Source organism: Chitinophaga tropicalis (assembly GCF_009758205.1).
Lineage (GTDB): Bacteria > Bacteroidota > Bacteroidia > Chitinophagales > Chitinophagaceae > Chitinophaga > Chitinophaga tropicalis.
On sequence record NZ_WRXN01000012.1, the window covers coordinates 60,091 to 82,662 of the forward strand.

The window sequence follows — 22,572 nt, forward strand, 5'->3', positions numbered from 1 at the left end:
AAAACTATGAATTGCATTCAATCGTTCGTTATTGCTGTTGCTTTTGCTGTAAATTCTCTTTCTGCATTTTCGCAGGATAAAGCGGCAGGGCAGATTAATTATGAGGTTACATATAATGTTCATGCTTCACTGAAACCAGATCAGTTACAGTACAAAGACCTGATACCTGAAACTACGACTGAAAATGCTGTATTGCTTTATAAAGGGCAGCGTGTCAGAACTTATTTCAATGATCTTATTAAAAAAGAGGAGGATGGCGTTAATGCCAGTATTAAAATTGCTACTGATAATGGCAGGGATAAATACATGGATGTTGAGCAGAATAAGCTGTGGTGGGTGGATGAAAGCAAGGAGCCGGCGGTACTTGTTGAGAAGTTGCTGAAGGAGGAGGGAGATGAGGACGAGGAGGATAAGAGTGAAACGAAAAAGATACTGGATTATACCTGTAAGAAAATAGTTTCTGTGTCAAAGGCGGGGGGGAAGCAGGTGACCTGGTACACTACAGAGTTGCCGTTGAAATCAGGCGGGCCGCTGGGTGTTTATACTGACAAGGGGGTGGTGCTTGGATTTGAAAGTAAGGTTATGAGCTTTACTGCTACGGGAATTGAGTTTAAGGCGATAGATGAGAAGGAGGTTACGCCACCCGTTACAATGAAAGTGGTGAAATAGTTTTAAAGGGAGTTTTTTGTAGTTGGATTCCGGAAGGCCTTTGGCGTTTGTTTGCTACGGGCTTTGAATACGGTGGAAAAATAAGCAGGAGAAGAGAAGCCGCAGGCATATGCTATTTCTGAAATAGACTGGCTGGAGTTGGCAAGCAGGTACTTTGCTTTTTTTACACGGGCATCCAGGATATAGTCATTTACGTTACAGTCCAGCAGTTGTCTGACTTTGCGGTACAGCTGCATTTTAGAGACGGACAGCTGCTGGCATATATCTTCTACGCTAAAATGGTCATTACCCAGGTTATCTTCCACGATAGCAGTAAAGCTGTTTACAAATTGCCTGTCTGATTTACTTGACTGATGGGTATTTAACCTGGTTTCCGGTCCAGCTATGTAATGATCTTTCAACAGGGCCCTGTTACTGAGAATGCTGGCAATGGTCTCTGAGAGATATTTCAGATTAAAGGGCTTGCTGATATATGCATCTGCCTGGTGCTGCATGCCTTTGATACGCTGTTCCTCACTGCTGTTGGCGCTGAGCAGGATAACGGGTATATGTGAGGTGCGGATATCTTTCTTCAGCGTGTGTAATACCTGGATACCATCTATTCCCGGCAGCATAATATCGCAAAGGATAAGATCAGGGAGATGGCGGAAAGCCAGCTGCAGACCTTCTTCTCCGCCGGAGGCGTGAAATGATTCATAGTTCCCGCGCAGGTAGTCTGTAAGGAAGTGATTAAGATCAGGATTATCTTCAATGAGCAGCAGGGAGTGAGCATGTTCTGTAACAGGAGTGGCAGCGGTAGTAATACCGGAGATATGTTCTCTCTCGTCCAGGTAACGTTGCAGGGGATCGTTAATAATATTTATGCTTTCGGCGTCCTGTAATATCTCTTCCGGGGCAAAGGCGTCACTGTTGCAGGGTAGGCTGATGGTAAATGCAGTACCTCTGCCTTTATGGCTTTGCACTTCTATGGTACCGTGATGCAGGGAGATGATCTCACGGGTAAGCGCCAAACCTATACCAGTACCTTTATGGCCTGATTCCCGGCTCTGGTAGAACAGTTCAAATGCGTGCGCCAGGGTGGTTTCATCCATACCGGCGCCATCGTCTTCAATACGAATGACCGCTGCTGTTGAATGTTCAGGCTTTTCGAGGCTGATATGTACTTTACCGTAATCCGGTGTAAACTTGAAAGCATTGGACAGCAGGTTGTACAACACCCGGTCAAACAGGCGCTGGTCAAACCAGGCTGTAATATCCGGCTGACGGCTGATGAGGCGGAAGTCTATATGCTTGCTCATGGCTATTCCACGAAATGCCTCCATGATATCTGTAACAAAGGCAGATAGTTCGTTCTCAGATACTTTCAGCTGCAGTTTGCCGCTTTCAATACGGCGAAATTCCAGTAGCTGGTTTACCAGCCGCATTAAGCGGGTTACGTTGCGCTGCATGAGGTGTAGCTGGTCTTTCTGGGCAGAGGAAAGCTGTCTGCCTGTAAGCAGGTTTTCCAGTGGCGCCTGTATGAGAGTTAAAGGCGTACGGAATTCGTGTGAGATATTGGTAAAGAAGGCGAATTTGGCTTCTGTAGCTTCCTGGGCTTTGGCTGTCATTTCCACAAGCTGGTCTCTTTGCTGCAGGATTTCGTCCCGTTGTTGCTTCAGCTGGCGGTTAATGCGCCGGTTGGTGCGTAAGAGGAAATACAGGACTATTCCCAGCAGGAAAGCTACGCATAAGGTGGTGGCTACGATACGGAGCAGGTGCAGCTGGTCCTGGTAGAGGCGGCGTTGTTCCTGTAAGAGGGATTGTTGTTTCTCAATTTCCTGGTGCTGGGCCTGTATCTTGTCTATCTGCAGGCGCATGAGCTTTACGTTGCTGCTATCTATCAGTACGGTTTGCAGTAAGGTATTGCGGGCCGCTTTTTTGCCGGCCAGTATATCTGCCGCCATACTGATGGCTTCTTTGCCACCGCTGGGATACAGGAGGGAGGCGCTTAATATTCCACGGGAAACCAGGTCTATGCCCGCATCCGGATAAGGGGAGGCATCTACCCCGATGAATTTAATATGTTGTAAGCCATTCTCGCGGCAATAGCGATACATGCTGTAGGCCATCACGTCATTCTGTGCAAATACCACATCTGCCTGGTGTATGGCAGCCTTGTTATTTATGGCGGACTGCCGGGTCTTATCTGCCTCCCAGCCGCCTTCCAGGGTGGCAGTCAGTTTCAGGCCGGGGTAATGCGCCAGTGCGTCCAGGAATCCTTTATGCCTTTCTACTGTAGGAGAAGATCCGCGCAAGCCGGTTATTTCAATAATATTGCCTTTGCCTCCCAGTTGTCCGGCTATATATTCAGCCGCCAGTTTCCCTATATTATAATTATCACCGCCTATATATGCCGTGAAGGAATCGGTAGCTGCTTTACGGTCAAGGATAATGACCGGGATACCTTTATTATATACTTCTGCAATTGCCGGGGCCAGGGGAACGGCTTCGTTGGGCGATACCAGGAGGATATCTATCTTCTCTGCCAGTAGCTCGTGGATCTGCTGTACCTGACGTTTATTGTCGCTCTCCGCATCTCTATACAACAATTCCATTTCGGGATGGTAGAACAGTTCCCGTTTCATCTCGGTGAGCATGTTCCTTCTCCAGTCGTCATTACCTGTGCATTGCGAAAAACCGATACGGTACCTGGGGGTATTATCCCGCTGGCAGCCGGAGCACAATAATAATATTAAAAGTATGCTTATAACGAGACGTGGAGACACCTGGCTGATAATTTTAAAAGTACGTGGATGTTGCAAATTCTAAAAACAATGATACAAAATTGAAAATAAGAAAATTAAAACTTCTTTTAGCCTATTCATATTTAATTACTAATCAGTCAATTGTAAAAAACCAAGCCATGTTACAATTTTAAAAAGAACAGGTGCAATACAGTAATCTCCTCCATATTGAAAACGCTAGGTTTGGATTGCTATCAATATCTGCGTTATGAAACCAGGCCATAAAATTCTTCGTTCCACGGGTATTAATTATGAATTAAAAGTTATTTAAGGATGAACAGCAGCATTGTTTTTTTCTGGGCTTTTGTAGTTGCGCTCGGAGGTTTTCTATTCGGTTTTGATACGGCGGTGATTTCTGGTGCAGAGCAGGCCATACAGCAACACTGGCAGCTGACGGAGGTGCAGCATGGTTTTACTGTTTCCATTGCGCTGATAGGTACTGTATTGGGCGCCCTGGGTGGCAGCCTGCCGTCAGACCGGCTGGGGCGTAAGGCAACCCTGGTGCTGGTAGCCCTGGTGTACCTGTTTTCTGCGGCCGGGACGGCCCTGGCCACCAACTGGTATGCTTTCTTACTTTGCCGTTTTATAGGCGGGCTTGGAGTGGGAGCATCTTCAGTAACGGCGCCGGTATATATTTCAGAGGTTTCGCCGGCACAGTACCGGGGACGTATGGTGGCTCTCTTCCAGTTTAACGTGGTATTCGGGATACTGATCTCTTATTTGTCCAATTACCTGATTGGTCAGCATGGTGGGAATTCCTGGCGGCTGATGCTGGGCATACAGGTGGTGCCTGCCGCCCTGTTCCTGGTGTTGTTGCGCTGGGTGCCTGAAAGTCCCCGCTGGCTGTTGCTAAGGAATAAAAAAGAGGCTTCTGCCCTGGCTACCCTGCAGATCATCAATCCTGAGGGGTACCTGGAGGATATTCAGACTATCCGTCAATCGCAACGGGAGCAGCCTGTCAATGCGCCCGGAGAAAAGCTTTTCAGCAGGAAGTACCGGACACCTGTTATGCTGGCGGTGCTGTTTGCATTGTTTAACCAGGTATCCGGTATCAATGCCATTATCTATTATGCGCCGCGCATATTTGAGATGTCTGGTCTGGGGGAAGGTTCTTCATTGCTCTCTACCGTAGGTATTGGCATTGTCAATTTTGTCTTCACTTTAACGGCCATACGGTTTATTGACCGGATAGGGCGCCGGCAGCTGATGCTGATAGGCACTATTGGGCTGATAGCCACACTGGGGCTGGTAGCTATCTCTTTTTATACGCATACGGGCGGTCTTGCGGTGGTATCCTACCTGCTGGTCTATATTGCCTTTTTCGCATTCTCGCAAGGAGCGGTGATATGGGTCTTCATCTCTGAAATATTCCCCAATTCCGTGAGGGCTAAGGGACAAACGGTGGGCAGTTTTACGCACTGGATAGCAGCGGCGGTAATAGCATTTACATTTCCTTACCTGGCCCGCCAGATAGGCGGGGGCCACATCTTCCTGTTCTTCTGTTTTATGATGGTGTTACAGCTATTCTTTGTATGGCGCTGGATGCCTGAGACCAAAGGGCAGACACTGGAACAGATAGAAGTGAATATGATCACACACTGAAATAACAGCATATGACAAAATACAACATCGTAAGCGTGGGAGAAGTATTGTGGGATATACTGCCTGAGCAGGAGTTGCCGGGTGGCGCTCCTATGAATGCCGCCTATCATCTGCAGAAGTTACAGCAACAGGTGGCTATGGTTTCGAAGGTAGGCAGGGACGATCATGGCGGGCGGCTGTTGCAGCTGATGCAGCGCATGCAGCTTTCAACCAGCTTTATACAGGTAGATGAGACCTATAGCACCGGTAAGGTAAATGCCTGGATGAATGAGAATAATGATATGCAGTATGAGATACTGTACCCGGTGGCGTGGGACCATATTTCCTGGAATAGGGAGCTGGAAGACCTGTTCCGGAGCGGGGACCTGCAATACATGATATTTGGCAGCCTGATGGTAAGACATGATATAACCAGGCGTACACTTGAAAGGGCTTTACAATCTGATGTGCAGAAGGTGCTGGATATTAATCTGCGGGCGCCGTTCTACTCGCACGAAACACTGGAATGGCTGATGAACAGCTGTGACCTGCTGAAGCTCAATGGTGCTGAGCTGGAGCTGATAAGCTCCTGGTATGGCAGCTTTGCCAGTCATGAAGAACGGATACAGGAGTTGTCCCTGCGCTTTAATATTCCAACTGTCCTGGTCACCCTGGGCGGGGATGGCTGTATTGGTTACATAAACGGGCAATTTCATTACCGGCAGGGAATAGCGGTGAAAGTAGCCGATACTATTGGAAGTGGAGACGCTTTCCTGGCAGGGTTCCTGGCTTCCCGCATCAACGGTGGCACAGCGGAATACAGCCTCACCTTTGCCAATGCACTGGGGGCCCTGGTAGCATCAAAACCGGGAGGATGCCCGGAATACGACATTACAGAGATTACTGCGCTGGTGAAAGCGCCACTACATTGCTGATAAATATTGCTGTAGATATTCAAGGGGACATTTTATCAACCTAAAAAATTCCATTATGAAAAATGTATTTTACCTGTTACCTATGCTGCTGTACTGTTTTTTCGCAGCCGCTCAACAAAAAAGCATTACTGGTACTGTAACTGATAAACTGCATAAGGCGCCTATTCCGGGTGTTACTGTGCAGGCAGGCAACCGTAATGCCATTACCAATGATAAGGGGCAGTTCAGCATACAGGCTGCACCTGGGGAAGTCCTGACCTTTACCTATATAGGCATGAAACCTTTCATGCAAAAGGCAGGAGAAACCAATGTGCCTGTAGTGGTGGAACTGGAGGAAAGTGCTACAGACCTGAACCAGGTAGTTGTTACCGGTTACCAGGTCCAGAAAAAAGCAGATCTGACGGGCGCTGTAGCTGTTGTGAATGTTAACGAGATCAAAGATATTCCCCTGGGCAACCCTGTAAAGGCGTTGCAGGGCCGCGTACCGGGAGTGCTTATCGCCACCACCGGCGATCCTAACAGCAGCGCTACTGTGCGGATACGTGGTATCGGTACACTGGGCAATAATGATCCTTTGTATGTGATAGATGGTATACCTACCAAGAGGGGATTGCAGGAACTGAACCAGAACGATATTGAGTCCATACAGGTGTTGAAAGATGCGTCTTCCGCCACCATCTATGGTTCCAGGGCTGCAAACGGCGTGATCATCGTCACTACTAAAAGGGCTAAAAAAGGTTATAGCCGTATCAATGTGGATGCGTCATCCTCTCTTCAGTATTACTGCACAAAGATAAAAACGCTGAATACTGAAGGCCGTGGCCGTGCTTACTGGCAGGCTGCCGTTAATGACCATTCCAATCCTAACAACAACCAGATATACCAGTATGACTGGAACGGCGATTATACGAACCCTGTCCTGAACAAGGTAATACTGCCTGAATATATAGATGCAGCACAGACGATGCGTCCTGCTGATACTTACTGGTATGATGAGATTGCGCAGACTTCCCTGTTGCAGAACTATAACATATCTGTTGCCAATGGAGGAGAAAAGGGTAATTCATTCTTCTCTATAGGCTTTTACAATAATAAAGGCATAGTAAAAGCTACCAATCAGCAGAAGATCACTGCCAGGTTCAATACTGACTATTCCTTTTTTAACGGCAGGCTGAAAGTGGGAGAGAATCTATCGGCCACTTATACCAAAGATGCGCTGATACCTACTTCTGATGTTCTTTATACAGCCCTGGTGCAACAGCCGATAGTGCCGGTACATACGGTAAGCGGAGGCTGGGGTGGACCTGCTCCGGGAATGACGGACAGGCATAATCCTGTAAGGCTGATAGAAGATAACAGGCAGAATAAAAGTCATTTTGTGAGATTGTTCGGTAATGCGTATGCTACGCTGGAAATTATACCGGGACTGAACTTCAGGAGTAGTTTTGGCATAGATTATAATGGTACTTACCAGCGTACGCTGCGTAAATCCTATACATCCGGTTTTCTGTCAGACAACACGAATTTTTCGCAGACATCGCAGGATTATAATGGCAACTGGGTATGGCAGAATACGCTGACGTATAACAGGACTATACGGAAGCATCGCTTCGATGTTCTGCTGGGAGAGGAGCAGATCAGGTATATGGCGCAGAATTTTTATGCAAGCCGCCAGGGATATGCTCTCGAAAACATAGACTACTCCTACCTTAATGCAGGATCGGCCAATAAAGACAACGGTGGTACCGGCAGCGGGTATACGTTACTATCTTATTTCGGTAAGGCTAACTATTCTTATGATAACAGGTACCTGGCTTCTGTAACCCTGCGCCGGGACGGTTCTTCCCGTTTCGGGAAAGATAACCGTTTCGGGATGTTCCCGGCGGTATCTCTTGGCTGGCGACTGAGTGAGGAAGGCTTTATCCGCAATAATCTTCCTTTTATATCTGATCTGAAGCTGCGTTATGGCTGGGGAAGGTCAGGCAACCAGGAAATTGCCAATAATGCAACCTACACGCTTTATTCCTCCATTTATGGTATAGATCCTACCTGGGACTTTGACAGCGGCAGCGCTTATGACCTGGGTGGGACGGGATCAGGGCAGCTTCCCTCCGGTTATACGCTGATACAGCAGGGCAATCCATCACTTAAATGGGAGAGCACTACTGAATCGAACACCGGGATCGATTTTGGTTTGTTTGATAACCGTATTACCGGTTCTGTTGATTATTTCGTAAAAAAAACGTCTGATATACTGATCAGCCCAGCGTATCTGGCTGTAATAGGCGAGGGCGGTACCAGGTTTGTGAATGGCGCTTCTATGCAGAACAAGGGTTTTGAAATGCTCCTTTCGTACAACGGAAATATAGCCCCCGGGTTGTCGCTGACAGTGACCGGTAATGTGGCCACTTATCGCAATAAGATCACAAAGCTGCCGGAAGAGGTGCTGACTTCATACCCTGGTAACGGGCAGGATAAAACGATACTGGGCAGGTCTATCAACTCTACCTTTGGCTATGTGGCGGATGGTCTGTTCCGCTCTCAGAAAGAAGCGGATGATTATGTGCAACAGATAGGGAAGGGCCCGGGAAGGATACGTTATAAAGACCTTAATAATGACGGGGCCATTGATGATAAGGACCGCGATTATATTGGTAAAGGCAACCCGGATTTTACTTATGGTCTTAATGTATCCCTCGAGTATAAGCACTTTGATCTTTCTTTCTTCCTGCAGGGGTTGCAGGGTATACAGGTGTATAACACGTACAAAACGATCACTGATTTTGCATCTATATGGCCGGGGACCAACTGGGGCGACCGTACGCTGGATGCCTGGACGCCACAGCATCCTGATGCCTCTATTCCGGCGCTTACCCTGGTGGACCGTAACAATGAGAACAGGACTTCTACATACTTCCTGGAATCCGGTTCTTACCTGAAACTGAGGAACCTGCAGATAGGATACAGCTTCCAGCACCTGTTCAGCAAGCGGCTGCAGACTGCCAGGATCTATTTACAGGGCAGTAACCTCTTTACTGTTAAGAGCAAAACATTTACTGCCACTGATCCGGAGAATCCCAGCAATGCGTATCCGATACCTGTGATAGGTACTGTTGGAATGAACCTCGCTTTCTAAATCCGAAAAACACTGATAATGAAACGCAACCTATATATACTTATAACCAGCTGCCTGTTATTCGGCGCCTGCAGCAACTTCCTTGATCAGACGCCACAGGCCGTGATTTCCGGGGATGAACTGGATAAACCGGAGAATATAGAAAAGATGGTGACCGCCGCTTATTCGGCGCTTGGCAATGATCATTATACTGCGCCTTACTCAAGTATGTGGCCCTATGGTAACATCCGTAGCGGAGATGCCTATAAGGGCGGGGATGGTGCGGGTGATATTGACACTTATCATTTTTATGAAACTTTCTCGCTTAACAGGATAGATAATGGCGCTTCCGATCTTGTGTGGTTCCGATTATACATTTGTATTGGAAGGGCTAATGATGCGCTGGCGAGGCTGAACAAGGCAAGTGTTGATAATTATCCGCAGAAGCAGGTACGGCAGGCTGAAATGCGTTTCCTGAGAGGGCATTATTATTTCCTGCTGAAAGAGCTTTTTAAATATGTTCCATATATCGATGAAACTGTAGAGAAGGTCAATTATGACAGTATATCCAACAGAACGTATACCAATGATGAACTGTGGACGAAGATTGCGGATGACTTCCGTTTTGCAGCAGATAATCTTCCGGAGGTGCAACCGGAAACAGGTCGGGCCAATAAGTTCGCAGCCAAGGCTTATCTTGCGAAGACCTTGCTGTACCAGGCTTACAAACAGGATGAGAATAATACCGTAACAGATATTGATGCTTCTATGCTGCAACAGGTGAATACTGTTTGTGATGAAGTGATCAATTCAGGCAGATACCAGTTGTTTGCAGATTATGCAAACAACTTCCTGGCTGCTAATGATAATGGTCCTGAATCAGTCTTTGCTATCCAGTATTCCAAAAATGATGGCACGCCTAAAGGCCGGCTGGATTATGGCCATGCACTGGATTATCCTATGAACCAGGAATATGGTTGCTGTGGTTTCCATTCTCCCAGTTACAACCTGGTCAATGCCTTTAAAACAGGAGGTAACGGGCTTCCGTTGTTCAATTCGTTCAATGATGTGAATGTCGAGGATTTCTTCTCCAATTCCTTTGATCCCCGCCTGGACCATACGGTAGCTATTCCCGGTCACCCGTACAAATATGATCCTGCATTTATTTACCAGCGTTCCTGGGCGCGTGCCCCGGAAGTATATGGCGCTTACCTGAGTTTAAAGGAAGCTGTGTTGCCGGGCGACGCTTCTTTCCAGAAAGTGCCCCCGTTTATGTCCAGCTCCAAGAACTGGGTATTGATAAGGTATGCTGATGTGCTGCTGTTTAAAGCGGAGGCGTTGATAGAGCTGGGGCGTCAGGACGAAGCGCTGCCGCTCATCAACCGTATACGTGAAAGGGCTGCCGCCAGTACCGGTAAATTGAAGCAGAGCAACGGGACTTTCTCGTCCAACTATAATATTGACACTTATAAGCCCGGCATCAACTGTAACTGGACGCAGGATTTTGCCCGGCAGGCTTTGCGCTGGGAGCGCAGGCTGGAGTTTGCCATGGAAGGGAACCGTTTCTTTGATCTTGTACGCTGGGGCATTGCTGCTGAATATCTTAATACTTATTTTGCGGTAGAGAAAACACGTAGCGCGCATCTGAATGATGCTTCATTCCGTAAGGGGAGAGATGAATATCTTCCTGTTCCGTTAAACCAGATCAATTACAGTAAAGGATTATACAAACAGAATACCGGCTGGTAAAAATATCGACAGTGCCCGCTGAGCGGGCTGGTAAAATCATCAAACAATACTATTATGAAGAAAAAGCTATTTTCCATGTTACTGGCAGGGATGCTTCCGGGGTTACTATCTGCACAGGATACAACACCCACACCTCAATGGCGCCCTGTCTATCATTTTACTGCGCCGAAAAACTGGCTGAATGATCCTAACGGGCTGATCTACCTGGATGGGGTATATCACCTGTATTACCAGCATAATCCATATGAGAACAAATGGGGACATATGAGCTGGGGACATGCCACCAGCAAGGACCTGCTTCACTGGAAGCATTTGCCGATAGCTATTCCTGAGATAGAGCGTGCGGATACTACAACCTGGATATTTTCAGGCTCTGCCGTTGAAGATAAAAAGAATACGAGCGGTTTCGGGAAGAACGGGAAAGCGCCTGTTGTAGCAATTTATACGGCAGATCAGCCCAAGCAGCAGAAAGAATCACAGTTCATTGCTTACAGTAATGACGGCGGGCTTACTTATACCAATTACGCTGGCAATCCTGTAGTAGATGTTCATAAGAAAGATTTCCGTGATCCTAATGTGATCTGGCTGGAAGATAAAGGCTACTGGCTGATGACAGTAGCTTTGCCGACAGAGCATAAAGTACAGTTCTATAAGTCTTCTAATCTTAAGGAGTGGGAATTGCTCAGTGAATTTGGTAACCAGGGGGATACACGGAAGATATGGGAATGTCCTTCACTGACGCCGTTGTATGTGGACGGAGATCCTTCGAAGAAAAAATGGCTGCTGATGCTGTCTTCCGGGAACCAGGATGCAGGGACGGGGTTGCAGTATTTTATCGGCGACTTTGATGGTAAGACGTTTACGAATGCCAATTCACCCGAAACGCAGCTCTTTGTCGATTATGGACATACGTTCTATGCTGCTATCCCTTACAATAACCTGCCTGCAGGCCAGCAGATGATGATAGGCTGGCTTATGCCATTTGAAACGCCGACCTATCCGTGGCGGGGACAGATGTCTATTGCGCGGGACCTGGCGCTGAAAAGCACACAGGAAGGAGTGAGGCTGTACCAGCAACCGGCAGCGGTGATCAGGCCTTTGCTGGATAAGCTGCCTGCGTCAAAGAAATTTATAAAACAGGGGGTTGTTGTGAAGGATAAACTGCTGCTTAATGCGTTTAAAAGCAATGCAAGCTGGATCAAAGCAACATTTACACCAGGTACCGGAGAAGAATTTGGTTTCATCCTTGCAGGAACAACGGTTGGTTATAATGTAAAAAACAGCGAGCTTTTCATCAGGCATATTTCCGGTGATGTTGAAAAGGTAAAGGTACAGTCTGTTAAAAGCCTGGAGATATTGCTGGACAAGTCCTCGCTGGAGGTGTTTGCCAATGATGGGGAAAAGGTGCTGACTACGTTGGTATTTCCGGAGAAGAATAATACTGAGCTGGCTGTGTTTGGGAATGTGGTGGTTGACAAGCTTAGTGTATGGGATTTGCAGTAGTGATTGTTCAGTATAAGCAAAAAGCGGTATCTCATGAGGATGGGATACCGCTAAAATATCTATGTTATGAAAGTGGTTATTAAACGTATATATGATGAGTATGACCCTGATGATGGTTTGAGGATACTGGTAGATAGATTATGGCCACGGGGTATTAAAAAAAGCAATGCACATGTGGACCGTTGGGAAAAAGAAATTGCACCCAGTACGGAACTACGAAAATGGTTTTCTCATGACCCTGAGAAGCTGCCAAGGATGAAGCCCACACACATGCATTGGTTTTACAGGAGGTGTTAAAGAGGGGTGCTTAGGCGACTATTTGTTGTATAGCTGGGGATAAGAGTTTCTTTTTCAATTAATTATCTATTTAACATAATATAAATTATGAGGAAGAAATAGGAGTTCAGAGCAGGAGTTAAAGGAAACGCAGTTTCATATATTTTTGCTGATTATGGCATTTAATATTTTAGGTATTTCAGGGAGTTTGCGCAGCACGTCGTCTAATACATCGTTATTGCATGCGTGTGCTGAACTGGTTCCGTCGGATGTAAATTTTAGTCTGTATGCAGGTCTTGACAAGCTGCCATATTTCAGTCCTGAACTGGATGGCGAAGGCGCTGTTGCTGCAGATACGGTTGCTGATTTAAGGCAGCAATTGCAGGTTGCGGATGCGGTGATCTTCAGCACACCGGAATATGCGTTTGGCATGCCGGGCGTGCTGAAGAATGCGCTGGACTGGATTGTTTCGTCTGCCGAGCTGATGAACAAGCCTGTAGCTGTGATCAGCGCTTCGCCGCTTGCTACCGGTGGCGAGAAAGCGCATGCGTCGCTGGTGCAGACGTTGCGTGTAATGTCGGCCGTTATTGATGAGAAAAATATGTTGATTGTACCGCTGGTGCGTACAAAAATGGATGCTGCGGGAAATATTACAGATCTGCAGCTGGAAAATTCTCTGAAAGAGATATTAGTCAGGTTAGCTGTCAGAGCCGCCAGCGTAAGCCAGCGTTAGCTCCCAATCCGCCGATATTGATGTAGGATTTCAGATCGTTTGAGGGTTTGTTATCGTCCTTGTATTTGACCGTGGCGCCTTCCTGGCTGACTGGTGTGTTGGATTGCTGGTTCAGCGTGGTCTGGTATTCGGTATATCTTTCGGCTTCTGAAAGATCGTTCAGTCCACGGGTTTGTGTAGCGACAGCTGCACCTGTAGCGGGATTGCGCAGGGTAATGGATTCGTCATACGCTGTTACTTCCTTTTTCTTGCTTCTTACAGGTACGTTCCTGTATTCTGTTTCAAGAAAAATGTCAAGTCGTTTAGTCACCGGGTAAAGCACGCCTAAAGCGCCTTGAAAGCCGATAGTTACATTTGGGTGAACACTTTCTTCGCGTGAGATCTCTGTTTGTGAAAGCAGGGTTTGTCCGCCAACTACAGTTGTGCCGCTGCGGCTGGCTTCTGTGGCTATATTCAATCGACCCCATAAAGGAATGACCATACCGAAACGTACATATGGGTTCACTTTTTCAAAGTTTGGATTGAAAACAACTGATGGAGCGAAGTCGACCGCTTTTACATAGCCATTTGCTTCAATTTTTCCTACTACCTGGTTGCTGCCGGCCAGGGTTGTGATTTCGCGGGTCATCAGGTTTTCTTTGCTGCGATAATAGTTGAAGGCGCCTTCTACAGCGATGAAGTGGTTGATGTTCCAGCCAAAGGAGAGGCCCCCTCTCCCACCTGCTCCGTAAGATCCTGTCAGGATTTTTTCGGAAATGGTTGTAGTGGCGCCGGTCTGAGCGTTGTACTCTTTTCGTTCATCATGCGGTTCGTAGCTGCCTACTTTCGGGAATTGTCCCGGAAATACGCTGAAGAAGTAGCCGCCGGAGGCTTTTAGATAGAATTTTTGCTGGGCATGGGTTGTGAGTATGCAGCCGCAGATGAGTGCTAAGGATAGCAGGGTTTCTCTTTTCATAACGATATCTGTTTTGGGTTATATGTTTGGGTCCTGGGGAAGGTAGGATTTTGTTGGGAGATGGTCAAAAAAAGCCATCTGGCGGATGCAGATGGCTTTAGCAAGACGAAATTAGTTTTTGACTTTTTTCATTTGTCCATGTACACTTTCTACAAAGCTGAGCGGTACATTAAGAAGTTCTGCAATCTTTTCCTGACTGTAGTTAGTCGAGGTTAATAAGCGGTTGGTAAGTCTTTCTTCAACTTTTCTTATCCCCATCTTCATTCCTTTTTTAATACCTCTTTGCAAACCTACTCTTACTCCTTCTATTCTTGAGCATTCCTTTAAAAATTCTTCGATGTCCATAGTTTTAGCTTTTTGTATCTCGTTATTAAAAATTTTCTCATTTTTCTCGTTTTCGAAATGAACATAGTCCTTTAAGAATGCCATCAACACGCGGATTTTAGCGGCTGGAATTGATCTCTGGTTTAACTCTCTCAGCAGCTCGCGTTTGAAAGAAAGAAGTAGCTGGTCCCGTTCTGCACTATCACTGATATTTTTGCCTAAGAATTTGGACTTCGCGATCAGTACAGCCAAAGCAAAAAGATTATCGGATGCCCGTAATTCTGCTTCACCCTGTTCTGCTATCTTATAAACATTAAACTGATAACATATTTTTGTACCCATAAACTCTTGCCTGTATGTATCAGATCTTGGTTTCAGAACAGGCTCAGTAAGAATAGCACATGCTGAGATCCGCCGCTGGTATTTGTCGAATATCCGGTAGTAGTAGGTGAACATCCGCAGGGCAAAATCCTTTTTGAATGTGCCTTGTACTTCTACGTGTATCAATATCCATTCTTCTTTACCGTCAAGCGTATACACCTTTGCCAGTTTATCAGCCAGCCGGGGTGAATACCTGTTATTTTCATCAGTGTACAACTGTTCCAGTTCTTTATCGAGAAAAGTAATGCCCCGCGTAAAGTCAAATACCTTGTTTGCTTCCGGATAAAGGAAGCGGATAAAATCTTCAAATACTTCTTCCAGAACTCCCTTCCAGAGAATATCTTCCTGCTGTAGCATATATTAACATCACAATGGATTAATAGCTTCCCTGCTGTGGCGCAGGGCAGATATATTGATTAAATAAAAAGGGAGTTAAAAGTCAGAACAAAAGGTAGGAATCCTATGTATTTGCAAGTTTAGTGTATAAAATGATTAGAAACAAAAAAGTAAGATGTTTGTTTAAATTTCTTTGGCTGTGAAGTGTAAAAATTGCTCAAAAGAAAATGCTTTTGCTGAATGGCAAAAGCATTTTCTTTTGAGAGAGGTTTAACCAATTAATTGAATTTTTTCTATGTTGGACAACTTGAAATCTGGTATCAGAATGCTTCTGCAAGCGACAGGTACAATCCGGATTGACGTTGCTCACCGGGGCGCTGTTCTCCCCAGGCATAATCTATGCGTATGGTGAGTTTGGCGCCTTCGTCGTAGAACCAGCGGATGCCTGCACCATAGCTGGGTTTCAGGTGGGACGTCCCTATATCCTTATTATTAAAAACCGCGCCGGTACCGCCAAACGCTGCCAGTGCAAATTTGGGTTGCATACGTACAAACCAGATATTGATAGGGATTTTAGGATCCAGGAAGTACCTGTACTCAGCCTGGACAGCTGCATAGTTCTGGTCCCTGTACCGCCCGGTATAATATCCCCTCATCATCAGGTCATTTCCCATTTCCGGTAACTGGTAAAACGGTAAGTTTTTGCCCTGCAAGGAATTGAATAAGCCATTCAGGCCCAGTGTACTCCTGGGTGAGATAGGAACAAAATGACGTGCCTGGGCATCTATTCTCCATAATGTATGCTTGCTGAGGAAAGCCGGTGCATAGGATACATTCAGACGTACCCAGCTGCCTTTATGTGTATAGTTCTGGTTATCACGGTTATCAAATATACCCGTGGCACCGATAAAAGTTACGTAACCGCCGTCCTTATCGACTAAAGACATTCCGGGATAAATACCCTTTTCCTCGCGGGCTGAATAATCATCATACTGGTACTGAAGGAGCCCGCCGATATAGAAATGGCCTCCGATACGGCGTTCGGCTTCCAGCTGGACCTTGTAACGCTTGTTATTCAGCAAAGTACCGTCTGCTTTATGCGTGGTATCTCCTATTCCGTAAAAGAATATGGGAAAGTTATGATAACGCAGGTTGCTTTTGAAATGCCAGTTATTGGCGCTTGTCCAGATATCTGTTTTCAGATCTATCTTAAACTGCCTTTTGGAAGTTATGGAAGGGATCAGATTAATAGTGGAGTTGCGTAAGACCGGGTCCTTACCTGTATAAAAGGAGTATAGCATGGCAGCTCCTACTTCAAGTCCCTTTTCCGGGGAGTACCCCAGTACGGGGAGCGGGAAAAAACTCCTTTTATGAGGCTGAGTGCTATCATATGGATGTCCTATCTGAAGATACCTTTTCTTCCGGGGAACGATCGTATCTCCGGATTGCTGCTGGGCTACTGCTGCCTGAGCGGCGGTCAGTAATATGACTGTATAAGCTATTATTCTTTGCATACTCATCGGGATGCAAAGAAACGATTTTTATATATAATTGCGCTGATAATGATATGGTTTGATTTAGCGGCTTAAGCAAGTTATTTCCTGTCAGAATGCCCCAGGCTCTTTTCCGGAGCTATCCTGTCCCTCAGCAACTGTTTCACTTCCTTTATTTCCGGGAAATGTCCCAGGTCTTTCCTGTTCATCAGTATTTCCCCATCCAGGTGAATAATATAGCTTCCGCCTACTTCGCTAGGTTGTAATTCCACACTATGCAGCTCTTCAACGAAAGTAGTGAGCAGTTCCTGCGCCATCCAGGCAGCTCTCAGCAACCAACCACATTTTGGACAATATTCTATTGTAACGCGAGGTTTCATATTAAAGACCCTTTGATTTTACAGTGAAAGATACAATAACCTGTAAAAACAATCAGTATAACGACCAGATTTCACGTTATAACTGCCAGATTTCATATTTTAGAATTTGAATTGATTTTTTCAATAATTTAGCTCAGCATTCAGGTAACCCTTTTAAACACGTTAGTGCCGACAACCAGACTTTTCTATTCTATGCGGATAGTCCGACGCTGTGTATACATATCTTTACTCCTGGCAACCTGTTATTTTGTGCCGGTGAACAGTTATGCCTATGCCCCGTCAACCGTACTTTCCGTCCCAGAAGTTACTAAAAGTACTGCTGCCGGAGAATCTATAAGAAACCAGCAGGAGAACGAGCTACTCAGGAAAGAAAAGCAACGCCATCTTACTACTATTAAAGAACAAAGGATACTGGTAGTTTTCTGTATCATTCTCTTTTTTGTATTGCTGGTTATCACCACCGCATTGTACAGGATGTTCAGACGGCAACAGGAATTATACAGTCAGCTGAATATCAGGAATAACCAGGTACAGCAGCAGAACCATATTATTATGGAACAGAATGCAGCCCTGGAAAACGGAAATCATGTTAAAGACAAGATCTTTTCCGTGATATCGCACGATCTCCGTTCTCCTCTGGCTATTCTTGAAGGTATGCTCTTCCTTCTCAGAGATGATAAAATGTCTGTTCAGCAGTTCCGGTTATTTATTGATGAGCTATGGCGGGATATGAAAAATACCTCCTACATGATGGATAACCTGTTGCACTGGGCCAGCAGCCAGATGAAAGGGATCAGGGTGAACCCGGATGATTTTGATATCCGCACTGTTCTTCACTCAGAATTTGAATTGCTGCAGGCGCTTGCCCGGCAGAAGGAGATAACGCTGACGCATCAACTGCATCACCCTGTAATGGTATATGCAGATCAGGATATGATCCGCCTGGTACTCAGGAACCTTATTGGTAATGCTATTAAGTTCACTCCGGCTAACGGGACCGTAAATATTCATTATATGCTGTTACCGGAGAGGCTGGAAATTGTGGTGCAGGATAATGGGATCGGGATATCGAGGGATAATCAGCATAAGGTATTTTCAAATATAAATTATTCTACCAGCGGGACACAGAATGAGAAGGGTTGTGGTTTAGGGCTGCCGTTGTCTAAGGATTTCATTGAGAGGAATAACGGTGAGATCTGGTTTGACAGTTATCCGGGGCGGGGTACCAGTTTTCATTTTACGCTGCCTTTGTCTGAGGGAGATGAGGTGAATGGGAGTGGTTATACTATTGTTGTGAAGGATAATGTGCTTAGTTCTTTGGAGGAATAGAATATATTTTTGAATGGAGCGGAAAAACTGTTCAAAGAAAAGCGCTTTTGCCTTCGGCAAAAGCGCTTTTCTTTGAACGAGACCTGCGGCCGGCTGAGATTTTGCGCTGCGCGCAGCTTAAACTGAGAGCAGGCTTAAAGAAGATTTATAGGTTTGCGCTATTAAAGGTATCTCCCTGTTTAATATCCCCGGTCTCAAAGCCTTTTTTAAACCATTTCATTCTCTGGGCAGAAGTACCGTGAGTAAAAGCATCAGGTACAACATATCCCTGTGCAGCTTTCTGTAAGGCATCGTCGCCTACAGCGCTGGCGGCGTTGAGGGCTTCTTCAATATCTCCTTCTTCCAGGATATTCTGCATCTTTTGTGCGTGATGTGCCCATACCCCGGCCAGGAAATCTGCCTGCAATTCCAGTTTTACAGAGAGCTTGTTATATTCTTCTTCGCTTAGCCTGGAACGCATAGCCTGTACTTTCCGGCTGATACCCAGCAGGTTCTGTACATGGTGACCGACTTCATGAGCAATAACATAGGCCATGGCAAAATCGCCCGCTACCTTGAAGCGCTGTTCCATCTCCTTAAAAAAGGACAGGTCCAGGTATACTTTTTCATCTGCAGGGCAATAGAACGGGCCCATAGCTGACTGGGCAGAACCACATGCAGACTGGTCGTAGTCTGAGTATATTACCATTCCAGGTTCTTTATACTGCTGGCTCATTTCGGCAAACAGTTTCTTCCAGACATCTTCAGTATCAGCCAGTACGGTAGATGCAAAGCGGGACGTTTCATCGCTATTGGCAGTTACCGCTTCAGACTGCTGAGAGCCGCCACCGCCCTGCTGCTGCACGACCTGTAATGCCTGCTGAGGGTCTTTGTTAAACAATAATGCAAGCACAATGATGATGATGCCACCTATGCCTCCTCCTATTCCGAGGTTACGCATACCACCACCTCCACCGCTGCCGCGGCGGTCTTCGACATTGTCGCTTAGTCGTCTGTTTTGCCAGCGCATATCTTATACTTTTTTTTATATTTCGAAAGTAAGAAATTTTAATATCGAATCAATTGGTAGTGTTGTTGTTTGATTATTTTTTCTGCATCATGTAAAACCTGAACGTTTTTTGTGGTCAGATGCAGCTTTTTATATACCTTTCAGATATTCTATACCATTTCGCGACACCTCATACATTTATGTTATGCAATTCACCGACTTCTGGATTGGAAAGATACAGGCGGACAGATTGCCTGAGTCACTAGATACCCCGGGGCTCATAAAATATCTTACCGTGTTTGCCACTGAAGAACAGTGTTTCCAGGTGATGTACCAATGGCATGAAACCTCTCTTAAACGTACATCGGAGAAATGGTTCCCCAGGCAGGAACTGATAAAGCTCCTGGAAGATAAGATACATAAAAAAGGAATGACGCCTACACTGCGTTATTGTCTGGAGCTGCTGGACTCTTCTGAGAAAAGAACGGTGACTGCGGCGGAAGACAGGATCAATATCCGGATAGATAACCTGGTGAATAAGGGGCCGGACCTGCTGATAAGTCGCCGGGACCCGTTAGGCATCTACATACTCAATATAATAGAAGGATTTAATAAAGAGACCCAGCAGAAAGAATGGATAGATCTGCTGCGGCATTGTCTGAATGCCGGTACCGGCTCCCGTCCTACACAGAACTGGCTGAAAAAGGCGAGACAACTGACGGCGCGGCTGGATAATAAACAGCTATCCCAGCACCTGCATCAATGGATAAGTTATTGCCGTACTATTCTTACTGAAAGACATGAGGGGATTAAAGGTACGCCTGATTTTGATGTGGATTATCTCAGTCCTATCAATCACGACCTGTTAAAGGCCCTTATCTGGCTGATACCTCTTATCAAAGGGACCAGCCTGTACGATCTGGCGGAAGATTATGCCTGCTGGGCTTTTAAGAGGGGTAAGGAAACCGGTCCTCTTTCCTCAAGGACAGGTCTGGCCGTCACCTATGTATTCACGTTCCTTCCGTTTGACAGCGCTCTTTCCAGGATACTGGCCATCAGGAAGAGTGTGCAGGATAAAGCTGCGCAAAAGAGCATTGATAAAGTGCTGTTGCTGCTGGCAGAGAAGAACAATATATCATCCACTGAACTAGAAGAATCCCTGGTACCTACCTTTGGCGTAAAGTCCGGGGGAATTATTGAAACCACTATCGGAAAGCATGTGCTTTCCTGTCAGCTTATTTTTCCGGGAAAGTCTCCCGTTACCTGGAAGCTGAATGGCGCTGCAGTAGATACCAGCCGGTCATTAAAACAAAACAAGGCATTCAGGGAGTTTCAGGCGCAGGTGCGGAATGTAGAAAGTCAGCTGGCGGCTTATGCGGCGAAAATAGAAAGTTTTTTCCTGCAGCAGCGTTCATGGTCTTTTGCCCACTGGGAGAAATATTACCTGCAGCATCCATTACTGGGATTGTTATCCTCCCGTCTTATCTGGACCTTCAATGACGGCAACAAAAAGACTGAGTGTATATTGCTTAATGGCTGTCTGACGGATGTACAGGGGAATGTTGTTAATATGATGCCGGAAACGATCGTGACGCTATGGCATCCTCATGGTGCGAGTACGAGAGTGATGAATGCCTGGAAGAAATTCCTCCGTTTACATCAGATAGAACAGCCTTTTGAACAGGTGCACAGGTCTATCTTTGCTCCTAATACGGAAGAGCTGACAGATGGTATATTTTCCGGCAGGTTCTCTTCATTGTTGCTTGACCGAGGGAAGTTTACTGTTGCCAGTGTTCGTAAGGGATGGAATGTAAGGAAGAAGGTTCCGCATAACTGGCGGTTCCTGCCTTATATTGAGCTTACTGACTGGGATATAAGGGTGAATTTCCTGGCGGATATGAAAGAGGAAGATACTATTCTGACTGATAATATCAGTTTTTATAAACAGGGTGTGCCGTTGCCGTTGAAGGAGGTGCCGCCTGTTATTTTTTCGGAGATTATTTTGCATATTGATTCGTTTGTGAAAATGGCTAATACCGAGTTGTATAATAGATAATGAGGCGGGGAATTGCACAAAAAAACGCTTTTGCCTTCGGCAAAAGCGTTTTTTTGTGTGGGGGCGTTGCGCGGCTTTTCTAAAGAAAGATACATTTGTGTGTGTTTTCAGGCTGATTAAAATTAAAATGTTACAGTACCTTTATAATATGTCCAATCCTGCCATTTCTTACACCCGTATCACAAGAGTACAGGATACTCTCGTAACTACTACGGAAGATGCCCTGGCTGCAGAAGAACCGCTGGAAATATGGCTGGTATACGGCCAGCAGCATTGCCGTAAACAGCAGAGTATTACTGTTACCATGCGTACCCCCGGTCGTGATGCTGAACTGGCCACCGGTTTTCTTTATACGGAAGGTATTATTAAGAGCGCAGCAGATATTGCAGATATCAGCGCTGGTAGTGATAAGAGCAATATTATCCGTATTACCCTTCATGAAACAGTTGTTCCTTCTCTCGGTACTACATCCCGGAATTTCTTTTCTACCGCCAGCTGTGGCGTGTGTGGCAAGACAGACATTGCATCTATTTATGCCCCGGTAACCGGTCAACAACCGGAGACGGCAGCTGCTTCCTGGCATTCATCATTGATATTGCAATTGCCGGAAGTGCTCAGGCAACAGCAGCAGGTGTTTGAAGATACCGGTGGTTTACATGCTGCGGCATTGTTTGACCAACAGGGGCAACTGGTACTGCTGAGGGAAGATATTGGCAGGCATAATGCAGTGGATAAGGTTATAGGCGCCGCCCTACAGCAACAGGATTTTGTGCCGGACAGATATATATTACTGCTGAGCGGCCGTGCGGGATTTGAGCTGATACAGAAAGCTGCTGTAGCGGGTATAAGGCTGATAGCCGCAGTAGGCGCTCCTTCCAGTATGGCAGTCAGAATAGCAGCTGAAAGAGATATCACGCTGATCGGCTTTTTACGTGAGCAAAGGTTTAATATTTATACGGGTGAGAAAAGAATAGTGTTCTGAGTTA

The 22,572-nt window shown here is 46.1% G+C and carries 17 protein-coding genes; 11 read left to right on the forward strand and 6 right to left on the reverse strand.

Features of this window, described 5'->3' with window-relative positions; all coding sequences use genetic code 11:
- Positions 1 to 6 precede the first annotated feature (6 nt).
- Positions 7 to 669, forward strand: coding sequence for a hypothetical protein (locus GO493_RS23160; RefSeq protein ID WP_157308613.1), 663 nt, complete (start codon positions 7 to 9; stop codon positions 667 to 669).
- A 2-nt stretch (positions 670 to 671) separates the two neighbouring features.
- Here GO493_RS23160 and GO493_RS23165 read toward each other — a convergent pair whose 3' ends face one another.
- A complete protein-coding gene (locus tag GO493_RS23165) occupies positions 672 to 3,434 on the reverse strand; it encodes a hybrid sensor histidine kinase/response regulator transcription factor (RefSeq protein ID WP_157308614.1) in 2,763 nt (920 codons plus the stop codon).
- 291 nt (positions 3,435 to 3,725) lie between these two features.
- Between GO493_RS23165 and GO493_RS23170 the strand changes: the two genes are divergently transcribed.
- The 7 genes from GO493_RS23170 (at position 3,726) to GO493_RS23200 (ending at position 13,344) form a co-directional block, all read left to right on the forward strand.
- Entirely contained in the window at positions 3,726 to 5,054 is a 1,329-nt protein-coding gene (locus GO493_RS23170; protein ID WP_157308615.1) for a sugar porter family MFS transporter, read from the forward strand.
- Between the two features lie 11 nt (positions 5,055 to 5,065).
- Entirely contained in the window at positions 5,066 to 5,968 is a 903-nt protein-coding gene (locus GO493_RS23175; RefSeq protein ID WP_157308616.1) for a carbohydrate kinase family protein, read from the forward strand.
- A gap of 55 nt (positions 5,969 to 6,023) precedes the next feature.
- Positions 6,024 to 9,104 (forward strand): SusC/RagA family TonB-linked outer membrane protein, encoded by a 3,081-nt coding sequence (locus GO493_RS23180; protein ID WP_157308617.1) that lies wholly within the window; start codon positions 6,024 to 6,026, stop codon positions 9,102 to 9,104.
- An 18-nt stretch (positions 9,105 to 9,122) separates the two neighbouring features.
- Complete coding sequence (locus tag GO493_RS23185; RefSeq protein WP_157308618.1) at positions 9,123 to 10,832, forward strand: RagB/SusD family nutrient uptake outer membrane protein; 1,710 nt, start codon at positions 9,123 to 9,125, stop codon at positions 10,830 to 10,832.
- 54 nt (positions 10,833 to 10,886) lie between these two features.
- Positions 10,887 to 12,335 (forward strand): glycoside hydrolase family 32 protein, encoded by a 1,449-nt coding sequence (locus GO493_RS23190; protein ID WP_157308619.1) that lies wholly within the window; start codon positions 10,887 to 10,889, stop codon positions 12,333 to 12,335.
- A 66-nt stretch (positions 12,336 to 12,401) separates the two neighbouring features.
- Positions 12,402 to 12,632: a DUF488 domain-containing protein gene (locus GO493_RS23195; RefSeq protein ID WP_157308620.1), complete on the forward strand. Its 231-nt coding sequence runs from the start codon at positions 12,402 to 12,404 to the stop codon at positions 12,630 to 12,632.
- A gap of 154 nt (positions 12,633 to 12,786) precedes the next feature.
- Entirely contained in the window at positions 12,787 to 13,344 is a 558-nt protein-coding gene (locus GO493_RS23200; RefSeq protein ID WP_157308621.1) for an NADPH-dependent FMN reductase, read from the forward strand.
- Here the strand turns inward: GO493_RS23200 and GO493_RS23205 are convergent.
- The 4 genes from GO493_RS23205 to GO493_RS23220 all read right to left on the reverse strand — a co-directional run bounded on the left by GO493_RS23205 (position 13,316) and on the right by GO493_RS23220 (position 17,213).
- On the reverse strand, positions 13,316 to 14,299 hold the full coding sequence (locus tag GO493_RS23205; protein ID WP_157308622.1) for an outer membrane beta-barrel protein: 984 nt from the start codon (positions 14,297 to 14,299) through the stop codon (positions 13,316 to 13,318). The two genes, GO493_RS23200 and GO493_RS23205, sit on opposite strands and share 29 nt — an antisense overlap.
- 111 nt (positions 14,300 to 14,410) lie before the next feature.
- Positions 14,411 to 15,361 (reverse strand): RpnC/YadD family protein, encoded by a 951-nt coding sequence (locus GO493_RS23210; protein WP_157308623.1) that lies wholly within the window; start codon positions 15,359 to 15,361, stop codon positions 14,411 to 14,413.
- A gap of 299 nt (positions 15,362 to 15,660) precedes the next feature.
- Positions 15,661 to 16,854, reverse strand: a complete 1,194-nt coding sequence (locus GO493_RS23215; protein ID WP_157308624.1) for a BamA/TamA family outer membrane protein — start codon at positions 16,852 to 16,854, stop codon at positions 15,661 to 15,663.
- A gap of 80 nt (positions 16,855 to 16,934) precedes the next feature.
- Entirely contained in the window at positions 16,935 to 17,213 is a 279-nt protein-coding gene (locus GO493_RS23220) for a SelT/SelW/SelH family protein (RefSeq protein WP_157308625.1), read from the reverse strand.
- Positions 17,214 to 17,405: 192 nt separating this feature from the next.
- Here GO493_RS23220 and GO493_RS23225 point away from each other — a divergent pair, with 192 nt between their 5' ends.
- Positions 17,406 to 18,542 (forward strand): sensor histidine kinase, encoded by a 1,137-nt coding sequence (locus GO493_RS23225; RefSeq protein ID WP_157308626.1) that lies wholly within the window; start codon positions 17,406 to 17,408, stop codon positions 18,540 to 18,542.
- A gap of 145 nt (positions 18,543 to 18,687) precedes the next feature.
- Here GO493_RS23225 and ypfJ read toward each other — a convergent pair whose 3' ends face one another.
- Positions 18,688 to 19,551 (reverse strand): KPN_02809 family neutral zinc metallopeptidase, encoded by an 864-nt coding sequence (ypfJ, locus tag GO493_RS23230; protein ID WP_157308627.1) that lies wholly within the window; start codon positions 19,549 to 19,551, stop codon positions 18,688 to 18,690.
- 184 nt (positions 19,552 to 19,735) lie between these two features.
- Between ypfJ and GO493_RS23235 the strand changes: the two genes are divergently transcribed.
- On the forward strand, positions 19,736 to 21,586 hold the full coding sequence (locus GO493_RS23235; protein WP_157308628.1) for a DUF4132 domain-containing protein: 1,851 nt from the start codon (positions 19,736 to 19,738) through the stop codon (positions 21,584 to 21,586).
- 127 nt (positions 21,587 to 21,713) lie between these two features.
- Positions 21,714 to 22,568 carry a formate dehydrogenase accessory sulfurtransferase FdhD gene (gene fdhD / locus GO493_RS23240; protein ID WP_232538987.1) on the forward strand — a complete coding sequence of 285 codons (855 nt, stop codon included), beginning with the start codon at positions 21,714 to 21,716 and terminating at the stop codon, positions 22,566 to 22,568.
- Positions 22,569 to 22,572: the final 4 nt, after the last annotated feature.

What these genes read in the sequence shown, in the direction of transcription:
- GO493_RS23215 (WP_157308624.1), bottom strand. Translation starts at nt 16,854, where the DNA reads ATGCAAAGAATAATAGCTTATACAGTCATATTACTGACCGCCGCTCAG.
- GO493_RS23235 (WP_157308628.1), top strand. Translation starts at nt 19,736, where the DNA reads ATGCAATTCACCGACTTCTGGATTGGAAAGATACAGGCGGACAGATTG.
- GO493_RS23160 (WP_157308613.1), top strand. Translation starts at nt 7, where the DNA reads ATGAATTGCATTCAATCGTTCGTTATTGCTGTTGCTTTTGCTGTAAAT.
- GO493_RS23185 (WP_157308618.1), top strand. Translation starts at nt 9,123, where the DNA reads ATGAAACGCAACCTATATATACTTATAACCAGCTGCCTGTTATTCGGC.
- GO493_RS23210 (WP_157308623.1), bottom strand. Translation starts at nt 15,361, where the DNA reads ATGCTACAGCAGGAAGATATTCTCTGGAAGGGAGTTCTGGAAGAAGTA.
- GO493_RS23225 (WP_157308626.1), top strand. Translation starts at nt 17,406, where the DNA reads ATGCGGATAGTCCGACGCTGTGTATACATATCTTTACTCCTGGCAACC.
- GO493_RS23170 (WP_157308615.1), top strand. Translation starts at nt 3,726, where the DNA reads ATGAACAGCAGCATTGTTTTTTTCTGGGCTTTTGTAGTTGCGCTCGGA.
- GO493_RS23195 (WP_157308620.1), top strand. Translation starts at nt 12,402, where the DNA reads ATGAAAGTGGTTATTAAACGTATATATGATGAGTATGACCCTGATGAT.
- GO493_RS23220 (WP_157308625.1), bottom strand. Translation starts at nt 17,213, where the DNA reads ATGAAACCTCGCGTTACAATAGAATATTGTCCAAAATGTGGTTGGTTG.
- GO493_RS23175 (WP_157308616.1), top strand. Translation starts at nt 5,066, where the DNA reads ATGACAAAATACAACATCGTAAGCGTGGGAGAAGTATTGTGGGATATA.
- GO493_RS23200 (WP_157308621.1), top strand. Translation starts at nt 12,787, where the DNA reads ATGGCATTTAATATTTTAGGTATTTCAGGGAGTTTGCGCAGCACGTCG.
- GO493_RS23180 (WP_157308617.1), top strand. Translation starts at nt 6,024, where the DNA reads ATGAAAAATGTATTTTACCTGTTACCTATGCTGCTGTACTGTTTTTTC.
- GO493_RS23190 (WP_157308619.1), top strand. Translation starts at nt 10,887, where the DNA reads ATGAAGAAAAAGCTATTTTCCATGTTACTGGCAGGGATGCTTCCGGGG.
- GO493_RS23205 (WP_157308622.1), bottom strand. Translation starts at nt 14,299, where the DNA reads ATGAAAAGAGAAACCCTGCTATCCTTAGCACTCATCTGCGGCTGCATA.
- fdhD (WP_232538987.1), top strand. Translation starts at nt 21,714, where the DNA reads ATGTTACAGTACCTTTATAATATGTCCAATCCTGCCATTTCTTACACC.
- ypfJ (WP_157308627.1), bottom strand. Translation starts at nt 19,551, where the DNA reads ATGCGCTGGCAAAACAGACGACTAAGCGACAATGTCGAAGACCGCCGC.